Source organism: Paraburkholderia sp. AV2, from assembly GCF_054968425.1.
The window spans coordinates 31534-46348 of the sequence record NZ_JBANLK010000007.1; the positions used below are offsets into that span (position 1 = coordinate 31534).

At 66.9% G+C, this 14815-nt stretch carries 14 protein-coding genes; 6 read left to right on the plus strand and 8 right to left on the minus strand.

What is annotated here, in order from left to right; translation table 11 throughout:
• Positions 1–137 precede the first annotated feature (137 nt).
• Together V8683_RS07460 and V8683_RS07465 are read right to left on the minus strand one after the other, a co-directional pair.
• Positions 138–1148: a DUF2891 domain-containing protein gene (locus V8683_RS07460; RefSeq protein WP_411192131.1), complete on the minus strand. Its 1011-nt coding sequence runs from the start codon at positions 1146–1148 to the stop codon at positions 138–140.
• A 29-nt stretch (positions 1149–1177) separates the two neighbouring features.
• Positions 1178–1951, minus strand: coding sequence for a TetR/AcrR family transcriptional regulator (locus tag V8683_RS07465; RefSeq protein WP_411192132.1), 774 nt, complete (start codon positions 1949–1951; stop codon positions 1178–1180).
• A 196-nt stretch (positions 1952–2147) separates the two neighbouring features.
• On the opposite strand from V8683_RS07465, the gene V8683_RS07470 reads away from it, so the two are divergent.
• From V8683_RS07470 to V8683_RS07485, 4 genes are read left to right on the plus strand one after another with little or no spacing between them, the layout of a single operon-like run.
• A complete protein-coding gene (locus V8683_RS07470; protein WP_411192133.1) occupies positions 2148–3329 on the plus strand; it encodes an isovaleryl-CoA dehydrogenase in 1182 nt (393 codons plus the stop codon).
• Positions 3330–3369: 40 nt separating this feature from the next.
• Positions 3370–4977, plus strand: coding sequence for a carboxyl transferase domain-containing protein (locus V8683_RS07475; RefSeq protein WP_411192134.1), 1608 nt, complete (start codon positions 3370–3372; stop codon positions 4975–4977).
• Between the two features lie 40 nt (positions 4978–5017).
• Positions 5018–5818 carry an enoyl-CoA hydratase/isomerase family protein gene (locus V8683_RS07480; protein ID WP_411192135.1) on the plus strand — a complete coding sequence of 267 codons (801 nt, stop codon included), beginning with the start codon at positions 5018–5020 and terminating at the stop codon, positions 5816–5818.
• A gap of 10 nt (positions 5819–5828) precedes the next feature.
• Positions 5829–7838 carry an acetyl/propionyl/methylcrotonyl-CoA carboxylase subunit alpha gene (locus V8683_RS07485; protein WP_411192136.1) on the plus strand — a complete coding sequence of 670 codons (2010 nt, stop codon included), beginning with the start codon at positions 5829–5831 and terminating at the stop codon, positions 7836–7838.
• 5 nt (positions 7839–7843) lie between these two features.
• On the opposite strand, the gene V8683_RS07490 is transcribed toward V8683_RS07485, so the two are convergent.
• Entirely contained in the window at positions 7844–8311 is a 468-nt protein-coding gene (locus tag V8683_RS07490; RefSeq protein ID WP_411192137.1) for a carboxymuconolactone decarboxylase family protein, read from the minus strand.
• Positions 8312–8378: 67 nt separating this feature from the next.
• Between V8683_RS07490 and V8683_RS07495 the strand changes: the two genes are divergently transcribed.
• Entirely contained in the window at positions 8379–8873 is a 495-nt protein-coding gene (locus tag V8683_RS07495; protein WP_411192138.1) for a MarR family winged helix-turn-helix transcriptional regulator, read from the plus strand.
• 3 nt (positions 8874–8876) lie between these two features.
• Here V8683_RS07495 and V8683_RS07500 read toward each other — a convergent pair whose 3' ends face one another.
• From V8683_RS07500 to V8683_RS07515, 4 genes are all read right to left on the minus strand, one after another.
• Positions 8877–9641, minus strand: a complete 765-nt coding sequence (locus V8683_RS07500; RefSeq protein WP_411192139.1) for a CDP-diacylglycerol diphosphatase — start codon at positions 9639–9641, stop codon at positions 8877–8879.
• A gap of 156 nt (positions 9642–9797) precedes the next feature.
• Positions 9798–10106: a DUF6587 family protein gene (locus tag V8683_RS07505; protein WP_411192140.1), complete on the minus strand. Its 309-nt coding sequence runs from the start codon at positions 10104–10106 to the stop codon at positions 9798–9800.
• Positions 10103–11971 (minus strand): ferrous iron transporter B, encoded by a 1869-nt coding sequence (gene feoB, locus V8683_RS07510; protein ID WP_411192141.1) that lies wholly within the window; start codon positions 11969–11971, stop codon positions 10103–10105. The genes V8683_RS07505 and feoB overlap by 4 nt, the downstream gene beginning before the upstream one ends.
• Positions 11968–12213, minus strand: coding sequence for a FeoA family protein (locus tag V8683_RS07515; RefSeq protein ID WP_411192142.1), 246 nt, complete (start codon positions 12211–12213; stop codon positions 11968–11970). The genes feoB and V8683_RS07515 overlap by 4 nt, the downstream gene beginning before the upstream one ends.
• Before the next feature lie 264 nt (positions 12214–12477).
• Here V8683_RS07515 and ppk2 point away from each other — a divergent pair, with 264 nt between their 5' ends.
• Positions 12478–13308 (plus strand): polyphosphate kinase 2, encoded by an 831-nt coding sequence (gene ppk2, locus V8683_RS07520; RefSeq protein WP_411192143.1) that lies wholly within the window; start codon positions 12478–12480, stop codon positions 13306–13308.
• Between the two features lie 33 nt (positions 13309–13341).
• Here the strand turns inward: ppk2 and iaaH are convergent, their stop codons facing one another.
• Positions 13342–14796, minus strand: a complete 1455-nt coding sequence (iaaH, locus tag V8683_RS07525) for an indoleacetamide hydrolase (RefSeq protein ID WP_411192144.1) — start codon at positions 14794–14796, stop codon at positions 13342–13344.
• Positions 14797–14815 lie beyond the last annotated feature (19 nt).

Consider the following 14815-nt stretch of genomic DNA (forward strand, 5'->3'; position numbering starts at 1 on the left):
GGCCGTATCGGCACGCAACCTCGCGCATTGTGGCGTAATCGGCGGCTATGGGGCGTTCTGAAAGGAAATGGCCGGTAACACTCCGGGGCCGGAGCGGTGCGCCGTCACATTTTTACGAACCGTGAAAATTTCTTGGCTCAGGCTTCGAGCGCGAGTGTCGCGAACGTGGCGAGCCAGTGTTCGCCCATGTAGTCGCCCGCCACGTGATCGAGCGCGGCGTCCAGGTGCGTCTGCGCCGCTTCGCGCAGCACGGCGGCGCGTGCATCGCCCTCGGGCAGCGCGCGCGCCAGCGTGCGCTGGCACCATGCGCGGCTCAGGTTGAGGCCGTCGAGGTGGGCGATCTTGCCGTCGGTGCGGTCGGTGACGGTGGCGGGCGTAAAGAGCGCCGCGGGCGCTCGCACAGCGAGGTCGGGCAGGAAGCCGCCGAACCATTCGACGAATGCGTCGCGGGGCAACACGCGGCTCATCAACACGGCTTCCATCAGCGCGGGCGAGAGGAACTCGTCGCCCGACGGCTCCCACGCCTGGCATCCCGCATCCGCTTCGTGCCAGCGCCGCGCCGTGTCCGCGATGCGCTTCGCGAGCGTGTCGCGCCCCGTCTGGCGTGCGAAATCGAGCGCGAGCGTCAACGCGAATGCGGTGTTGAAGTGCGTGCCCACGCGCAGCGGGTACGTCGCCTTCGGCAGAAATGCCTCGAAACGTTCGACGAAGGCCTCCGTGAGCGGCGCGAGCGCGCGTGCCCAGCGCGCGGCCTCGGGCGTCGACATCGCGTCGAGCTGGCCCGCGAGCGCCAGCAGCCAGCCCCAGCCGTACGGGCGCTCGAAGCCATGGTTGTGCGGCAGGTCCAGATACGCGCGTTCGCCCGCCATCTTCTCCTGAGTGAAATGCTCGTCGATCACGGCGACGATGCGCGGCGCTTCGGGCAGGTCCGGAAAACGCGCGAGCAGACGCGAAACGAGCCAGTAGCCGTGCACGCAGGAATGCCAGTCGTAGCTGCCATAGAACACCGGGTGCAAGGCGCGCGGCTCCTGCACGTCCTGCGGGCCGGCGAGCGAGTGCGTGAGCTTGTTCGGATATTCGCGCGTGAGATGCGCGAGGGCGAGCGAGGCGAAGCGGGAGGCGTGAGCGGCGGTGAGCGTATCGGACATGGCGGAACGTGACGGCGGAAACGGAGCCGTCAGCGTACCGCAGATTCCGCCGGGGGCGCCTGGCCGGAGGCGCGGTCAGTCTTGCGGGCCGTGCGCTCGCGCTCGAGCTTGCGCACGGCGTCGCCCACCTCCTGACTGAACTGCGCGAGCGCCGCCAGTTCGAGATCCGGCGGCTGCAGCGCGGGCCACAGCACGTCGACGAGCCGCTGTGCCGTAGCGTCGATGTCGGTCCGCCGGCGGCCCAACGTTGCGTCCCAGAGCACGTGCTCCATCGGCCCGAATACGAGCGATCGCAGGAGCCGCAGCGGCATGTCGGTGCGGATCTGGCCGCTTTCCTGGCCGCGCGCCAGCACACGCATGAGGGGCGCCGTGTAGCGGCGCTGCATTTCGACCAGCGCTTCGCTGAGGTCGTGATGGCGCGTGCGGCCCTCGGAAAGCACGAGCTCGCAGATGCCGGTGCCGCTTTCGAGCATCAGCCGCAGATGCATGCGCACGATGAATGCAAACTGCTGGCGCACGGTGCCGTCCAGCGGCATGCCGGCCTCGATCGCCTCGATCGATTCGTCGTACCAGTCGCCGATCACGCGCGCGCACAACTCCCGCTTGCCGCGGAAATAGCTGAACACCGTCGCCTCGGAAATACCGAGCCGCTGCGCGATTTCCGCCGTGGTCGCGCGCTCGTAGCCCTTTTCGGAGAACACGTCGCGGCCTGCCTGAAGGATCTCCTTCACGCGCTGCTGGGACTTGCGTCCCGCGGGTTGCCGGCGGGAGGCGGGCAGGGCGGCTCGGGTGGCGGCTGGCATTCTGAGTCTGGATCAGTTATCAGGTTTCGATACGTTCATTATCGGTGAAATCTCACACTGATAATCAGGCAATATAGGCGATTCAGGAAATTTGAGCCTTACTCAACATTCCCTATTGACGTATACGTAAATGTGGCGTGAAATGGGCGTCGATGGGGCGAAGGACCTCGCCCGCGCCTGTTTGGAGGAGACACTCATGAGCAACGTACCCGGACTGCAGTTTCCCCTTGGCGAAGAAGTCGAGATGCTGCGCGACAGCCTTGCCACGTTCGCGGCGAGGGAGATCGCGCCGCGCGCGGCCGAAATCGACCGTACCGACCAGTTCCCCATGGACCTGTGGCGCAAGTTCGGCGACCTGGGCGTGCTGGGCATGACGGTTTCGGAGGAGTACGGCGGCGCGAACATGGGCTATACGGCACACATGGTCGCGATGGAGGAGATCTCGCGCGCTTCGGCGTCGGTCGGTCTTTCTTATGGCGCGCACTCCAACCTCTGCGTGAACCAGATCCACCGCAACGGCACCGAGGCGCAGAAGCGCAAGTACCTGCCGAAGCTCGTTTCCGGCGAGCACGTGGGCGCGCTCGCGATGAGCGAGCCGAACGCCGGCTCGGACGTGGTCAGCATGAAGCTGCGCGCCGAAAAGAAGGGCAACCGCTACGTGCTGAACGGCACGAAGATGTGGATCACGAACGGTCCGGACTGCGACACGCTGGTCGTCTATGCGAAGACCGATCCCGAAGCGGGGGCCCGCGGCATGACGGCGTTCCTTGTCGAGAAGGGCATGAAGGGCTTCTCCGTGGCGCAGAAGCTCGACAAGCTCGGCATGCGCGGCTCGCATACGGGCGAACTCGTGTTCCAGGACGTCGAGGTGCCCGAAGAGAATATCCTCGGCCAGCTCAACGGCGGCGTGAAGGTGCTGATGAGCGGCCTCGACTACGAGCGCGCCGTGCTCGCGGGCGGTCCCACCGGCATCATGGCTGCCGTGATGGACGCGGTGGTGCCGTATATCCACGACCGCAAGCAGTTCGGCCAGGCTATCGGCGAGTTCCAGCTCATCCAGGGCAAGATGGCCGACCTCTACACCACGTTCCAGGCGTGTCGCGCGTATCTTTACGCCGTGGGCCGCCAGCTCGACACGCTCGGCAAGGAGCACGTGCGCCAGGTGCGCAAGGACTGCGCGGGCGTGATTCTCTACACCGCCGAAAAGGCGACGTGGATGGCCGGGGAGGCGATCCAGATCCTCGGCGGCAATGGCTATATCAACGAGTATCCCGTGGGCCGGCTCTGGCGCGACGCGAAGCTCTACGAAATCGGCGCGGGCACGAGCGAGATCCGGCGCATGCTGATTGGCCGCGAGCTGTTCGCGGAAACGATGTAACTGCGCCGTCCGTCACGGTCAAGAAAGAAGGAAGCACGCGATGCCGATCATCGAATCGAAGCTGAACCCGCGCTCGGACGACTTCAAGGCCAACGCCGCCGCGCTGGAAGCCCTGGTCGCGGACCTGCGCGAGAAGATCCAGAAGCTTTCGCTGGGCGGCGGCGAGGCCGCGCGCGACAAGCACGTCTCGCGCGGCAAGCTGCTGCCGCGCGATCGCATCGCACAACTGCTCGACCCCGGCACGCCATTTCTCGAATTCTCGCAGCTCGCGGCCTATGGCATGTACAACGACGATGCGCCGGGCGCAGGCGTCATCACCGGCATTGGCCGCATTGCGGGCCAGGAATGCGTGATCGTCTGCAACGACGCGACCGTGAAGGGCGGCACGTACTACCCGGTGACGGTCAAGAAGCACGTGCGCGCGCAGGAGATCGCGCAGGAAAACCGCCTGCCGTGCGTCTATCTCGTCGACTCGGGCGGCGCGAACCTGCCTAACCAGGACGACGTGTTTCCGGACCGCGATCACTTCGGCCGCATCTTCTACAACCAGGCGAACCTCTCTTCGCAGGACATTCCGCAGATCGCCGTGGTGATGGGCTCGTGCACGGCGGGCGGCGCGTACGTGCCCGCCATGAGCGACGAGTCGATCATCGTGAAGAACCAGGGGACGATTTTCCTGGGGGGGCCGCCGCTCGTGAAGGCGGCGACCGGTGAGGAGGTGAGCGCCGAAGACCTGGGTGGCGGCGATGTTCACACGCGTCTTTCGGGCGTGGCCGATCATCTCGCGCAGAACGACCCGCATGCGCTCGCAATCGCGCGCAGCATCGTCGGCAACCTGAACCGCGTGAAGACGCCACCCGTCGCGCTGCGCGAGCCGCTGCCGCCGCGTTACGACGCGAAGAGTCTCTACGGCGTGATTCCTGTCGATACGAGGAAGCCCTTCGATGTGCGTGAAGTGATTGCGCGCATTGTCGACGACTCGGCATTCGACGAATTCAAGTCGCGCTACGGCACGACGCTCGTCACGGGCTTCGCGCATATCTGGGGGCATCCGGTCGGGATCGTCGCGAACAACGGCATCCTGTTCTCGGAGTCGGCGCTCAAGGGCACGCATTTCATCGAGCTTTGCTGCCAGCGCAAGATTCCGCTCGTGTTCCTGCAGAACATCACCGGTTTCATGGTGGGCCGCAAGTACGAGAACGAAGGCATTGCGCGCAACGGCGCGAAGATGGTGACGGCCGTGGCGACGGCGAAGGTGCCGAAGTTCACGGTGATCATCGGCGGCTCGTTTGGCGCGGGCAACTACGGCATGTGCGGTCGCGCTTACTCGCCGCGCTTCCTGTGGATGTGGCCGAATGCGCGCATTTCGGTGATGGGCGGCGAGCAGGCCGCGTCGGTCCTCGCCACGGTGCGTCGCGACGGTATCGAGGGCAAGGGCGGCACATGGAGCGCAGAGGAAGAGGAAGCGTTCAAGCAGCCGATCCGCGATCAGTACGAGCGCCAGGGCCATCCCTATTACGCGAGCGCACGTCTGTGGGACGACGGCGTGATCGACCCCGCGCAGACGCGCGACGTGCTCGGTCTTGGCCTGTCCGCGGCGATGAACGCGCCGATCGAGGACACGCGCTTCGGCGTGTTCCGCATGTAAGGTGGTAAATGAGCGCGAACCTCACGAGGAGACCCTGACGATGCAATACGAAACGCTGCTGGTCGAGGTGGCGGGTCACGTGGCGACCGTCACGCTGAACCGCCCGGACGTGCGCAACGCGTTCAACGAAACCATGATCGCCGATCTGACGGCGGCGTTCGTCGCGCTCGGCGCGCGCGACGACGTGCGCGCCGTCGTGCTGGCTGGTAACGGCAAGGCGTTTTGCGCGGGCGCGGATCTGAACTGGATGCGCAAGATGGCGGGCTACTCCGACGAGGAAAATCGCGCCGATGCGATGCGTCTCGCGCAGATGCTTTCCGCCATCTATCGCTGCCCGAAGCCGGTGGTCGCGCACGTGCACGGCGATGCCTACGCGGGCGGCATGGGTCTCGTCTGCGCGGCCGATATCGTGGTCGCCGCGCAAACGGCGAACTTCTGTCTTTCGGAGGCGCGCCTCGGCCTGATGCCCGCCACCATCGCGCCCTACGTGATCCGTGCGCTCGGCGAGCAGGCGTCGCGCCGCTACTTCGTGACGGCGGAAGCATTCGATTGCGCGACTGCCCAACGGCTTGGCCTCGTGAGCGAAGCGGTCGCCGCGGAGGGGCTCGACGCCGCTGTGCAGCGCATCGTCGAAACGCTCGTGGCGAACAGCCCGAACGCCGTGCGCGAGTGCAAGCAGCTCGTGCAGGACATTGCCGGACAGACGATCGACGAGGCGCTCATCGCGGATACGGCAAACCGCATCGCGCGCATCCGCGCGAGCGAGGAAGGCCGCGACGGCGTGTCCTCGTTCCTCGAAAAGCGCGCGCCGCGCTGGCGTGCGCAGCCGTCCGCCCAATAGCGAGAAAAACATGTTCAACAAGATCCTGATCGCCAACCGGGGCGAGATTGCGTGCCGCGTCGCGGCGACCTGCCGCCGGCTCGGCGTGAAGAGCGTGACCGTTTTTTCGGACGCCGACGCGAACGCGAAGCACGTCGCCGCTTGCGACGAAGCCGTGCATATCGGCGAAGCCGCCGCGGCGCAGAGCTATCTGCGCATCGAGCGCATCATTGCGGCGGCGCGTGCGACGGGCGCAGAGGCGATTCATCCCGGTTACGGATTTCTTTCGGAAAACGAAGATTTCGCGCGCGCATGCGACGAAGCGGGCATCGTGTTCATCGGGCCGCCGGTCGAGGCGATTGCCGCAATGGGCTCGAAGGCGGCGGCCAAGGCGCTGATGCACGCGGCGGCGGTGCCGCTCGTGCCCGGCTACCACGGCGACGATCAGGACGCCGCGCTCCTGCAGCGCGAGGCCGACGCCATGGGCTACCCGGTGCTGCTCAAGGCGAGCGCGGGCGGCGGCGGCAAGGGCATGCGCGTGGTGGAGCGCAGCGAGGACTTCGCGGCGGCGCTGGCGTCGTGCAAGCGCGAAGCGGCGAGCAGTTTCGGCAACGACCGCGTGCTGATAGAAAAGTATCTGACGCGGCCGCGCCACGTCGAAGTGCAGGTGTTTGCGGACCGGCACGGCGGTGCCGTGTATCTGTTCGACCGCGACTGCTCGGTGCAGCGGCGCCACCAGAAGGTGCTGGAAGAGGCGCCGGCGCCGGGGCTCGACGAAAGCGTGCGGCGCGCGATGGGCGAGGCCGCGGTGGCGGCGGCGCGCGCCGTGCAGTACGTGGGCGCGGGCACGGTCGAGTTCATCATGACGGGCGCGGACTTCTACTTCATGGAGATGAACACGCGCCTGCAGGTCGAGCACCCGGTGACGGAGATGGTCACGGGCCTCGATCTAGTCGAGTGGCAATTGCGCGTGGCGGCTGGCGAGCCGCTGCCGCTCGAACAGTCGCAGCTCGTCGTCAAGGGCCATGCGCTCGAAGCGCGGATCTACGCCGAGAACCCCTCGCGCGGCTTCCTGCCTTCCACGGGCACGCTCAAGCATCTGCGCATGCCGGAAGGCGTGGAATTCACGATCGGTACGGCGCTCCAGCGCGCGCCGGTGCGCATCGACAGTGGCGTGCGCGAAGGCGACACGATCACGCCGTTCTACGACCCCATGATCGCAAAGCTGATCGTGCACGGCGCGACGCGCGAGGACGCGCTGGCACGCATGCAACGCGCGCTGGAAGCGTGCGAGGTGGTCGGGCCGCATACGAATGTCGAGTTTCTGCACCGACTCGTGACGTGCGAGCCGTTCGCTGGCGCCGACCTCGATACCGGTCTGATCGAGCGTCATCACGACGCCCTGTTCGCACCGCGCCACAAGCCGCTTCGCGAGGCGCTCGCGCTGGCCTGCGCCGCGCTGCTCGCGCGCGAGGCGGATCGTGCCCGCGACGTATCGCCGTGGACCGCGCTGTCGCACTGGCGCTTGAACGGCGGCTACACGCAGTCGCACACCTGGCGCGACGTCGAGACCGATACGGCGTTTTCGACGACGTACGTGCAGGACGGCAACACACGGAGGCTCGCGTGCCCGGGCGGGCTGGAGTCCTGGACGTGGTGGCGCGGCGCGGGCGCCGACGAATACGGTACGACAATCGGCAATACGCGTGTAACGGGGCGCGTATTCATCGACGGCGACGTGTTCCATGTGTTCTGTCTCGGCACGGCAGTGGTGCTCGAATGGCAGAACCTGCTGGCCCACGCGGCCGATACGGAGCACGGCGAAGGCCGCCTCACCGCGCCGATGCCCGGCAAGGTGATCGCGGTGCTGGTCGAGCCTGGCGCGGTGGTGGAGAAGGGCGCGCCGCTCATCGTCATGGAGGCGATGAAGATGGAGCACACGATCGGCGCGCCTTCCGCGGGGAAAGTGACCGAAGTGTTGTACGGCGTGGGCGACCAGGTGGCCGACGGCGCGCAACTGCTGGTGCTCGAAGCCGGCTAACCTTCTTATCCCGCGTCTTTCGGCACGGGCGGCGCGAATCGCAGTGCCATCGCGATGCGATTCCACGCATTGATGTTCGCGACGGCGGCAGTGAGAAATGCCATTTGCGTGCCCGGGAACTGACGCTCGACTTGTGCGTAGAGCGCATCGCTCACGCCTTCGTGGGGCTTCGCGGTCAGCGCTTCGGTCCAGGCCAGCGCCGCGCGTTCGCGCTCGGTGTAATGCTCCGGCACTTCGTGCCACGTGGCGACCAGATCGAGTTTTACGCGGGGCACCTGAGCATCGCGGGCGATATTCAGGTGGTACTGTAGGCAGAACGCGCAGCCGTTGATCTGGGAAGCGCGAACCTTGAGCAGTTCGGTGAGCGGCTTTTCGAGCCCGGCCGCATCCACGGCCTTGCTCATCGCCACCAGCCCGGCGACGACCGGGGCGGCATCGCGCGAAAACGCTTCATACGTGATGCGATTGGACATGACGGATTCCTCCAGAGTGTCCGGTGATAATATCAGAGCACGAACATATTATTCGAACACTGACATCATGCGCAATAAAACGAAGCGTATACAAGATATCGAGACTCGGAACACACCGGACATTCCTGCGCCCGGCGAGGGCAAGCGCGGCGAGTCCGGATACATCGGCTATCTGCTGCGGCAGGCCGGGGCGGCGCACCGGTTGCGCATGGAGCGCGCGCTTGCCGATCTCGGCGTGACGCCGCCTCAGTTCGTGGTATTGACGATGCTCGCGGCCTATCCGGGCATTTCGGGCGCCGATGTCGCACGGCTGGCGGCGCTCACGCCGCAAACGGTCAGCGTGATCGTGGCGAACCTCGAGCGCAGCGGCGCCATCGAGCGGCGGCCGCATGCCGTGCACGGACGGATTCAGCAGATCGACGTAACGGCGCAGGGCGAGGCGCTGCTCAAGCAATGCCGCACGCGCGTGCGCAGGGTGGAGGCTGGCATGGTCGAGGGCTTCGCGCCGGCCGAAGAACGCGTGATTCGCCGCTGGCTCGCGAACGTCGCGCGCGAAGCGTGAGCATTACTGCGCGTGGGCAAGACTGCAGGCGTGATCGAGCAGGCCTTCGGCGGTGCCGGTGCCGCCCTCCACGTCGCGTCCGCTGTTGACGATGAGCCAGCCATCGCGTGCGGCGTCGGGGCCGGCGCCCGTCACGAGAATCGTCTGGGCGCCCATCGTCTGTTGCGCTCCGAGACCGCGCTCGACCACGCGGAACGGATTATCGCTATCGCGCAGGCTCGTCACACGCGTCACGCGATAGCGGCTGCCGTCCAGCGTGATCCAGCTCCACTGGCCCGGCGGATCGCTGCGATGCGGTGCCAGGGCATTGGCGATATCGGTGCGCATGCAGTCCACATGAATGTGCAACTGGTTCTGCGAACGCTGTGCCGACGAGTTGATTTCGAGCCCAAGCTGGTTGGCGGCGAGCGTCGTGCCGAGTTTCGCGTCGACATACCGGCCCGCATCCCATGCGCCCACCCAGTATTCCGGCGCGCCGCCGTAGAGGATCCCGGGGCTTTCGATGCCCGGCACGCGATCGGTTGGGATCAGCAGATATTGCGCGCGGCCCGCGATGTCCTTGAGCACCGCGTAGCGCTTCTGGAAGTCGACCGTGGTGCAAGGCGCGGGCGTGCCCTGGTCGCGCTGATTCGGCACGCACTGGCCGCCCACCACTTTCCAGAGGCCATTCGGGTCGAACGTGGAAAGGTGGACGCAGCCGCTCAAGGCGACGAGTGCGGTGGCGCTGGCAGCGAGGAGGGCAGTCCGGAGCAGGGCGGTAAGGCGCATCGGCGTGTTGGCGTGTCGCAAGGGAGGCGTCGGGGCAGCGTCGTGCGGGGATGCGCCGCGCGGGTGGGCTGCAGCGGGCAGTTTAGCCGAACGCGCGCGGCAGCCGTATGAACGACAGGTCGCGCTGGCCGGATCGACCGCGCGACGGGCGCTTGCCTATTTACGTCGAGGATGAAAAGTGAGCGGTTGCTCGCTCGCGGCGCCATCGGTCCCGGCCTCATCCGTTGGTCCGCACGTTCCACACGTCCCGCACCCATCGCCGCAATTCCCCGTCGCGCCCTTGGGCTGGACGAACCGCCCAAGCCGACGAGCAAGCGCCGCGCGCTGAGGCCGCAGCAGCGACGCGGCCCACGCCGCCTGCACGCGCGCCGCCATTTTCGGCGCGAGCCTGCGCAGCGTGTAGAGCGCGCTCGCCGTCACGAGCACCGCGATCACCGCATACTGCGCGACGAGCCCGGCGCTCATGCGAGGTGCCTCGCGATCTGATACGTGACGAACGCGGCCACATAAGCCACGACGAACATATAGCCGAAGGAAATCGTCACGGCGCGCCACGAACGCGTCTCGCGGCGGATTACCGCGAGCGTCGACATGCATTGCGGCGCGAACGCGAACCACACCATCAGCGAAAGCGCACTCGCGAGCGAGAAGTTATGGGCGAGCGTGTTGCCGAGGCTAAGGACATCGGCGTCGCCCGTCGCCACGGAATAGACCGTGGCGAGCGCGGCCACGGCCGTTTCGCGCGCAGCGAATGCCGGAATCAGCGCCAGGCTGATCTGCCAGTTGAATCCGAGCGGTGCGAACGGATATTGCAGCGCGCGGCCGATATAGCCCGCGAACGTGTAGTCGATGGCCGGGCCCGTTGCGCCCGTGGGCGGGGACGGGAACGTGGAGATGAACCACATCAGCACGGTCAGCGCGAGGATGATGCCCGTGAGCCGCTTGAGAAAGATCGCGCCGCGCTCCCACAGGCCGATCGCGACGTCGCGCGGGCGCGGCAGGCGATACGAGGGCAGTTCCATGAGCAGGGCGTGCTCGCTGCGGTCGCGCCGCACATGCTTCATTACCCAGCCTACGGCCATTGCGCCCACAATCCCGGCGACGTAGAGCGCGAACAGCACGAGCCCCTGCAGGTTGAACACGCCGAGGATCATGCGGTGCGGAATGAACGCGCCGATCAGCAGCGCATAGACGGGCAGGCGCGCCGAGCAGGTCATGAGCGGCGCGACGAGCATCGTGGCGAGACGGTCGCGAGGATCGGCGATGCTGCGCGTGCCCATCACGCCAGGAATCGCGCAGGCGAAGCTCGAAAGCAGCGGAATGAACGAGCGTCCGGTCAGCCCCACGGACACCATCATGCGATCGAGCAGAAAGGCCGCGCGCGGCAGGTAGCCCGACTCCTCCAGCACGAGGATGAAGAAGAACAGCACGAGAATCTCGGGCAGGAAGCCGAGCACGGTGCCCACGCCGCCGAATAGCGCGTCGGTGACGAGGCTTTTCAGCGGCCCGTCGGGCAGCACGTTGCCGGCCAGCGTGCCGAGCGCGGTGAAGCCGTCGCCGATCGCGTCGGTGAGCGGCTTGCCGAGCGAATAGACGGCCTGGAACACGAGGAACATCACGAGCGCGAGGATCACCGGGCCGAAGACCGGGTGCAGCGTCCAGCGGTCGATCGCGTCGTCGCGCGCGTCGGTGGCGTGCGGCATCGTCACCGCCGCCGCGAGGATAGCGCGCACGGTCTCGTGCAGGTCGCCGCCTGCGCCCGGATCGGCAACTTCCTGGCTGGCGGCGGCCGCCACGGTCGCGGCCGCTGTCGTGGTGTCGGTACGGTCGATCAGTTCGATCAGCGCCTGCGCGCCGCCGCGCTGCACGGCCACCGTCTCGACCACGGGCACGCCAAGACGGCGCGAAAGCTCCGGCACGTTCACGACGACGCCGCGGCGTTTCGCAGCGTCCATCATGTTCAGCGCAAGCACGACCGGCCGGCCGAGGCGTTTGACTTCCAGCACGAAGCGCAGGTGCAGGCGCAGATTCGTTGCGTCCGCAACGCAAACCACGAGATCGGGCACCGCTTCGCCTGGATAGCGGCCGAGCAGCACGTCGTGCGTGACGCGTTCGTCGGGGCTCGTGGAGGCGAAGCTATAGGCGCCGGGCAGGTCGAGCAGGCGGATCTTGCGGCCCGAGGGGGTGACGAAGCGGCCCTCCTTGCGCTCGACGGTGACGCCCGCGTAATTGGCCACCTTCTGGCGCGCGCCGGTGAGCAGGTTGAAGAGCGCGGTCTTGCCGCAGTTGGGATTGCCGACGAGGGCGATACGCAGCGGCGCCTGGCTCACGATGCCCACCCCTCCAGAACGCTCACGCGCTGGGCTTCTGCGCGGCGCAGCGCGAAACGCGTCGAGCCGATCTGCACGAGCAGGGGGTCGGCGCTCCAGGGCGCGCGGGCGACCACGCGCACGGGCTCGCCGGGTACGAAACCCAGGTCGCGTAGACGTTGGGCGATGGGGTCGCGCTCATGCGCGTCTTCGATGCGCTCGACGTAGGCAGTCGCGTCTTTCGACAGGTCGCTCAGAAGCATGGGGCAAGGTACGAATTGGAATGCGAACCGTTCTCATTATACGGAAAGGCGCGGGATCATGTTGCGTCGGCAAGCGCCCAAATGCCGCAGCGCTGCGTGAGATCAACAGGCCGGATCCCCATCCTGTTGCCGATTCCGTTGCGAACCGCTACGTTCATGCAACGGATCGTCGTCGGCCATCAACTGTTATTCTCAACGCGTCTGGCAGGCTCGCATGGCTCCAACGGCAACGATATTCTGTACGGCGTCTTAAGGAGAACAGAAATGGCTGAGACCAAAAAAGCGGCAAAGGTGAAAGAAGCAGGCGGCAAGGCCGATGCCGGAGAGCGGCTGAGCGACAAGGCGTACATGAAGGAGCTGCGCCCCTTGCAGGTCGAACTGGTCAAGCTGCAGGAATGGGTCGAGCATACCGGGGCCAAAGTCTGCATCGTGATGGAAGGTCGCGACGGCGCAGGCAAGGGCGGTACGATCAACGCGATCACCGAGCGCGTGAGTCCTCGCGTCTTTCGAGTGGTTGCGCTGCCGAAGCCGACCGATCGCGAGAAGAGCCAGATGTATTTCCAGCGCTATCTGCCGCACCTGCCCGCCGCGGGCGAGGTCATGATCTTCGATCGTAGCTGGTACAACCGCGCGGGCGTCGAGCGCGTCATGGGCTTCTGCACGGAAGAGCAGGTGGAGGAGTTCATGGCGACCACGCCGCTCATCGAGCGGGCCATGATCCATTCGGGCATCATCCTCCTCAAGTATTGGCTCGAAGTCAGTCCCGACGAGCAGACCCGGCGCCTCGAAGACCGCATCGAAGACGGGCGCAAGGTCTGGAAACTCTCGCCCATGGATCTCGAGTCGTATCGCCGCTGGGACGACTATTCGCGGGCGCGCGACGACATGTTCAAGAGGACCGACACGGACTTTGCGCCGTGGCATATCGCGCACTCGGACGACAAGAACCGGGTCCGGCTCAATGTCATCAGCCATCTGCTCAGCAAGATTCCCTACGAGCCCGTGCCGCGCGACAAGGTGAAACTGCCGAAACGGCAGAAGAGCGCTTATAGCGGGACCGACTACACGGCCCACGTCGTGCCCGAGAAGTATTGACGGCACGCTCCGGCGTTGGGGGCGCGCCGCGCCTCAGATCACCGGCGCGGGCAGCGTACCCAGAATCTGTTCGAACGCGAGCCCGATCGCCAGCAGCCGCCGGTCGCTGCCAAGCGGGCCGTCGAGTTCGAGCCCCACCGGCAGCCGTCCATACGCGAGGCCGGCGGGCAGCGCGAGGCCCGGAATCCCGGCGTTGCTGCCCGGATCGGTATTGCGCAGGTAGGCGCCCATTTCGTCGACAGGCGCCGCGCCGTCGATCGAAACGCGCGACGAACCGTTGAGTTCGTCGATGGGCACCGCGGCAAGCCGCGTGGTGGGGAACAGCAGCGCGTCGAGGCCGCAGGCCGAGAAGGTCTGCGCGTAAAGCTGCTGCAGGCGCGGGCGCCAGATCGTGAGCGCCGTCTGATAGTCGCCGCCTCGTGCGTCGGCGAGAATCGCGTCGTAGGCCGCGCGCACGTCTGGGCTCGCGATGCGCGCGGCCACGTCGGCCACGTTTTGCACCGGCGCCTGGTTCGTCACGAGCCACGCGTGCAGGTCCTCGATCGGCTCGTGCAGGGCGATGGCAAGACTCACCCGATCGTTGATCGACAGCAGCTCGTTCATCTCGACGGGCACGAGCGTCACGCCCGCCGCTTCGAGCTTCGCCGCGGCTTCGCGCAGGGCGTCTTCCAGCGCGATTTCGAGTCCCTCCCAGAGCGGCGCCGGCAGCCCGATGCGCAGGTTCGAGACCGAGGCCTGCGCCAGCGGGCCGTGTCCCGTGATGACACTGTCGAGCAGCGCGACGTCGGCGACGGTGCGCGCCATCGGTCCGACCGTGTCGCGCGTGTGGCTGATCGGAACGACGGCTTGCGGGTCGTGATAGCGCCGGTGCGTGCCGCCGTCGCCCACCGAGGGGCGCAGTCCCACGATGCCGCACAGCGCGGCGGGGATGCGCGTGGAGCCGCCGGTGTCGGTGCCGAGCCCCGCGGGTGCGATGCGCGCGGCGATCGCGGCGGCGGTGCCGCCCGACGAGCCGCCGGGGATGCGTTCGGGATCGTAAGGATTGCGAACGGGCCCGGCGCTCGGGTTCAGGTTCGTGCTCGTGATGCCGAACGCCAGTTCGTGCATGTTGGCCTTGCCGAGCAGGACAGCGCCCGCGTCGACGAGCCGCTGTACCGAAGGCGCGTGCCGCGCCGGCAGGAAGCCTTCGAGCGCGGGCGTGCCGGCGGCCGTCTGCAGGCCGCGTGTGTTGATGTTGTCCTTCACGACGACGGGCAGCCCCGCGAGCGGCAGGCGTGCCCGCTCGTTCGGTCCCAGCGCGTCGATGCGGCGCGCCGCGGCGAGCGCACCCTCGACGTCGAGCACGGTGAGCGCGTTCAGATTCGAGAGCGCGTGAGCGCGCGCGAGCAGCGTCGCCGTGTAATCGGCAGCCTTGAGCTTGCCGGCCCGGATCGCCTCGACGGCTTGCGTCGAGGTGAGTTCGACCTGCTTGTCGACAGACCATGTCATGCGGTCGTTCTCCTTGAGC

What these genes read in the sequence shown, in the direction of transcription:
- V8683_RS07500 (WP_411192139.1), bottom strand. Translation starts at nt 9,641, where the DNA reads ATGCGCCTTACCGCCCTGCTCCGGACTGCCCTCCTCGCTGCCAGCGCC.
- V8683_RS07490 (WP_411192137.1), bottom strand. Translation starts at nt 8,311, where the DNA reads ATGTCCAATCGCATCACGTATGAAGCGTTTTCGCGCGATGCCGCCCCG.
- V8683_RS07460 (WP_411192131.1), bottom strand. Translation starts at nt 1,148, where the DNA reads ATGTCCGATACGCTCACCGCCGCTCACGCCTCCCGCTTCGCCTCGCTC.
- V8683_RS07515 (WP_411192142.1), bottom strand. Translation starts at nt 12,213, where the DNA reads ATGCTTCTGAGCGACCTGTCGAAAGACGCGACTGCCTACGTCGAGCGC.
- V8683_RS07475 (WP_411192134.1), top strand. Translation starts at nt 3,370, where the DNA reads ATGCCGATCATCGAATCGAAGCTGAACCCGCGCTCGGACGACTTCAAG.
- iaaH (WP_411192144.1), bottom strand. Translation starts at nt 14,796, where the DNA reads ATGACATGGTCTGTCGACAAGCAGGTCGAACTCACCTCGACGCAAGCC.
- V8683_RS07465 (WP_411192132.1), bottom strand. Translation starts at nt 1,951, where the DNA reads ATGCCAGCCGCCACCCGAGCCGCCCTGCCCGCCTCCCGCCGGCAACCC.
- V8683_RS07495 (WP_411192138.1), top strand. Translation starts at nt 8,379, where the DNA reads ATGCGCAATAAAACGAAGCGTATACAAGATATCGAGACTCGGAACACA.
- V8683_RS07480 (WP_411192135.1), top strand. Translation starts at nt 5,018, where the DNA reads ATGCAATACGAAACGCTGCTGGTCGAGGTGGCGGGTCACGTGGCGACC.
- V8683_RS07485 (WP_411192136.1), top strand. Translation starts at nt 5,829, where the DNA reads ATGTTCAACAAGATCCTGATCGCCAACCGGGGCGAGATTGCGTGCCGC.
- V8683_RS07505 (WP_411192140.1), bottom strand. Translation starts at nt 10,106, where the DNA reads ATGAGCGCCGGGCTCGTCGCGCAGTATGCGGTGATCGCGGTGCTCGTG.
- ppk2 (WP_411192143.1), top strand. Translation starts at nt 12,478, where the DNA reads ATGGCTGAGACCAAAAAAGCGGCAAAGGTGAAAGAAGCAGGCGGCAAG.
- V8683_RS07470 (WP_411192133.1), top strand. Translation starts at nt 2,148, where the DNA reads ATGAGCAACGTACCCGGACTGCAGTTTCCCCTTGGCGAAGAAGTCGAG.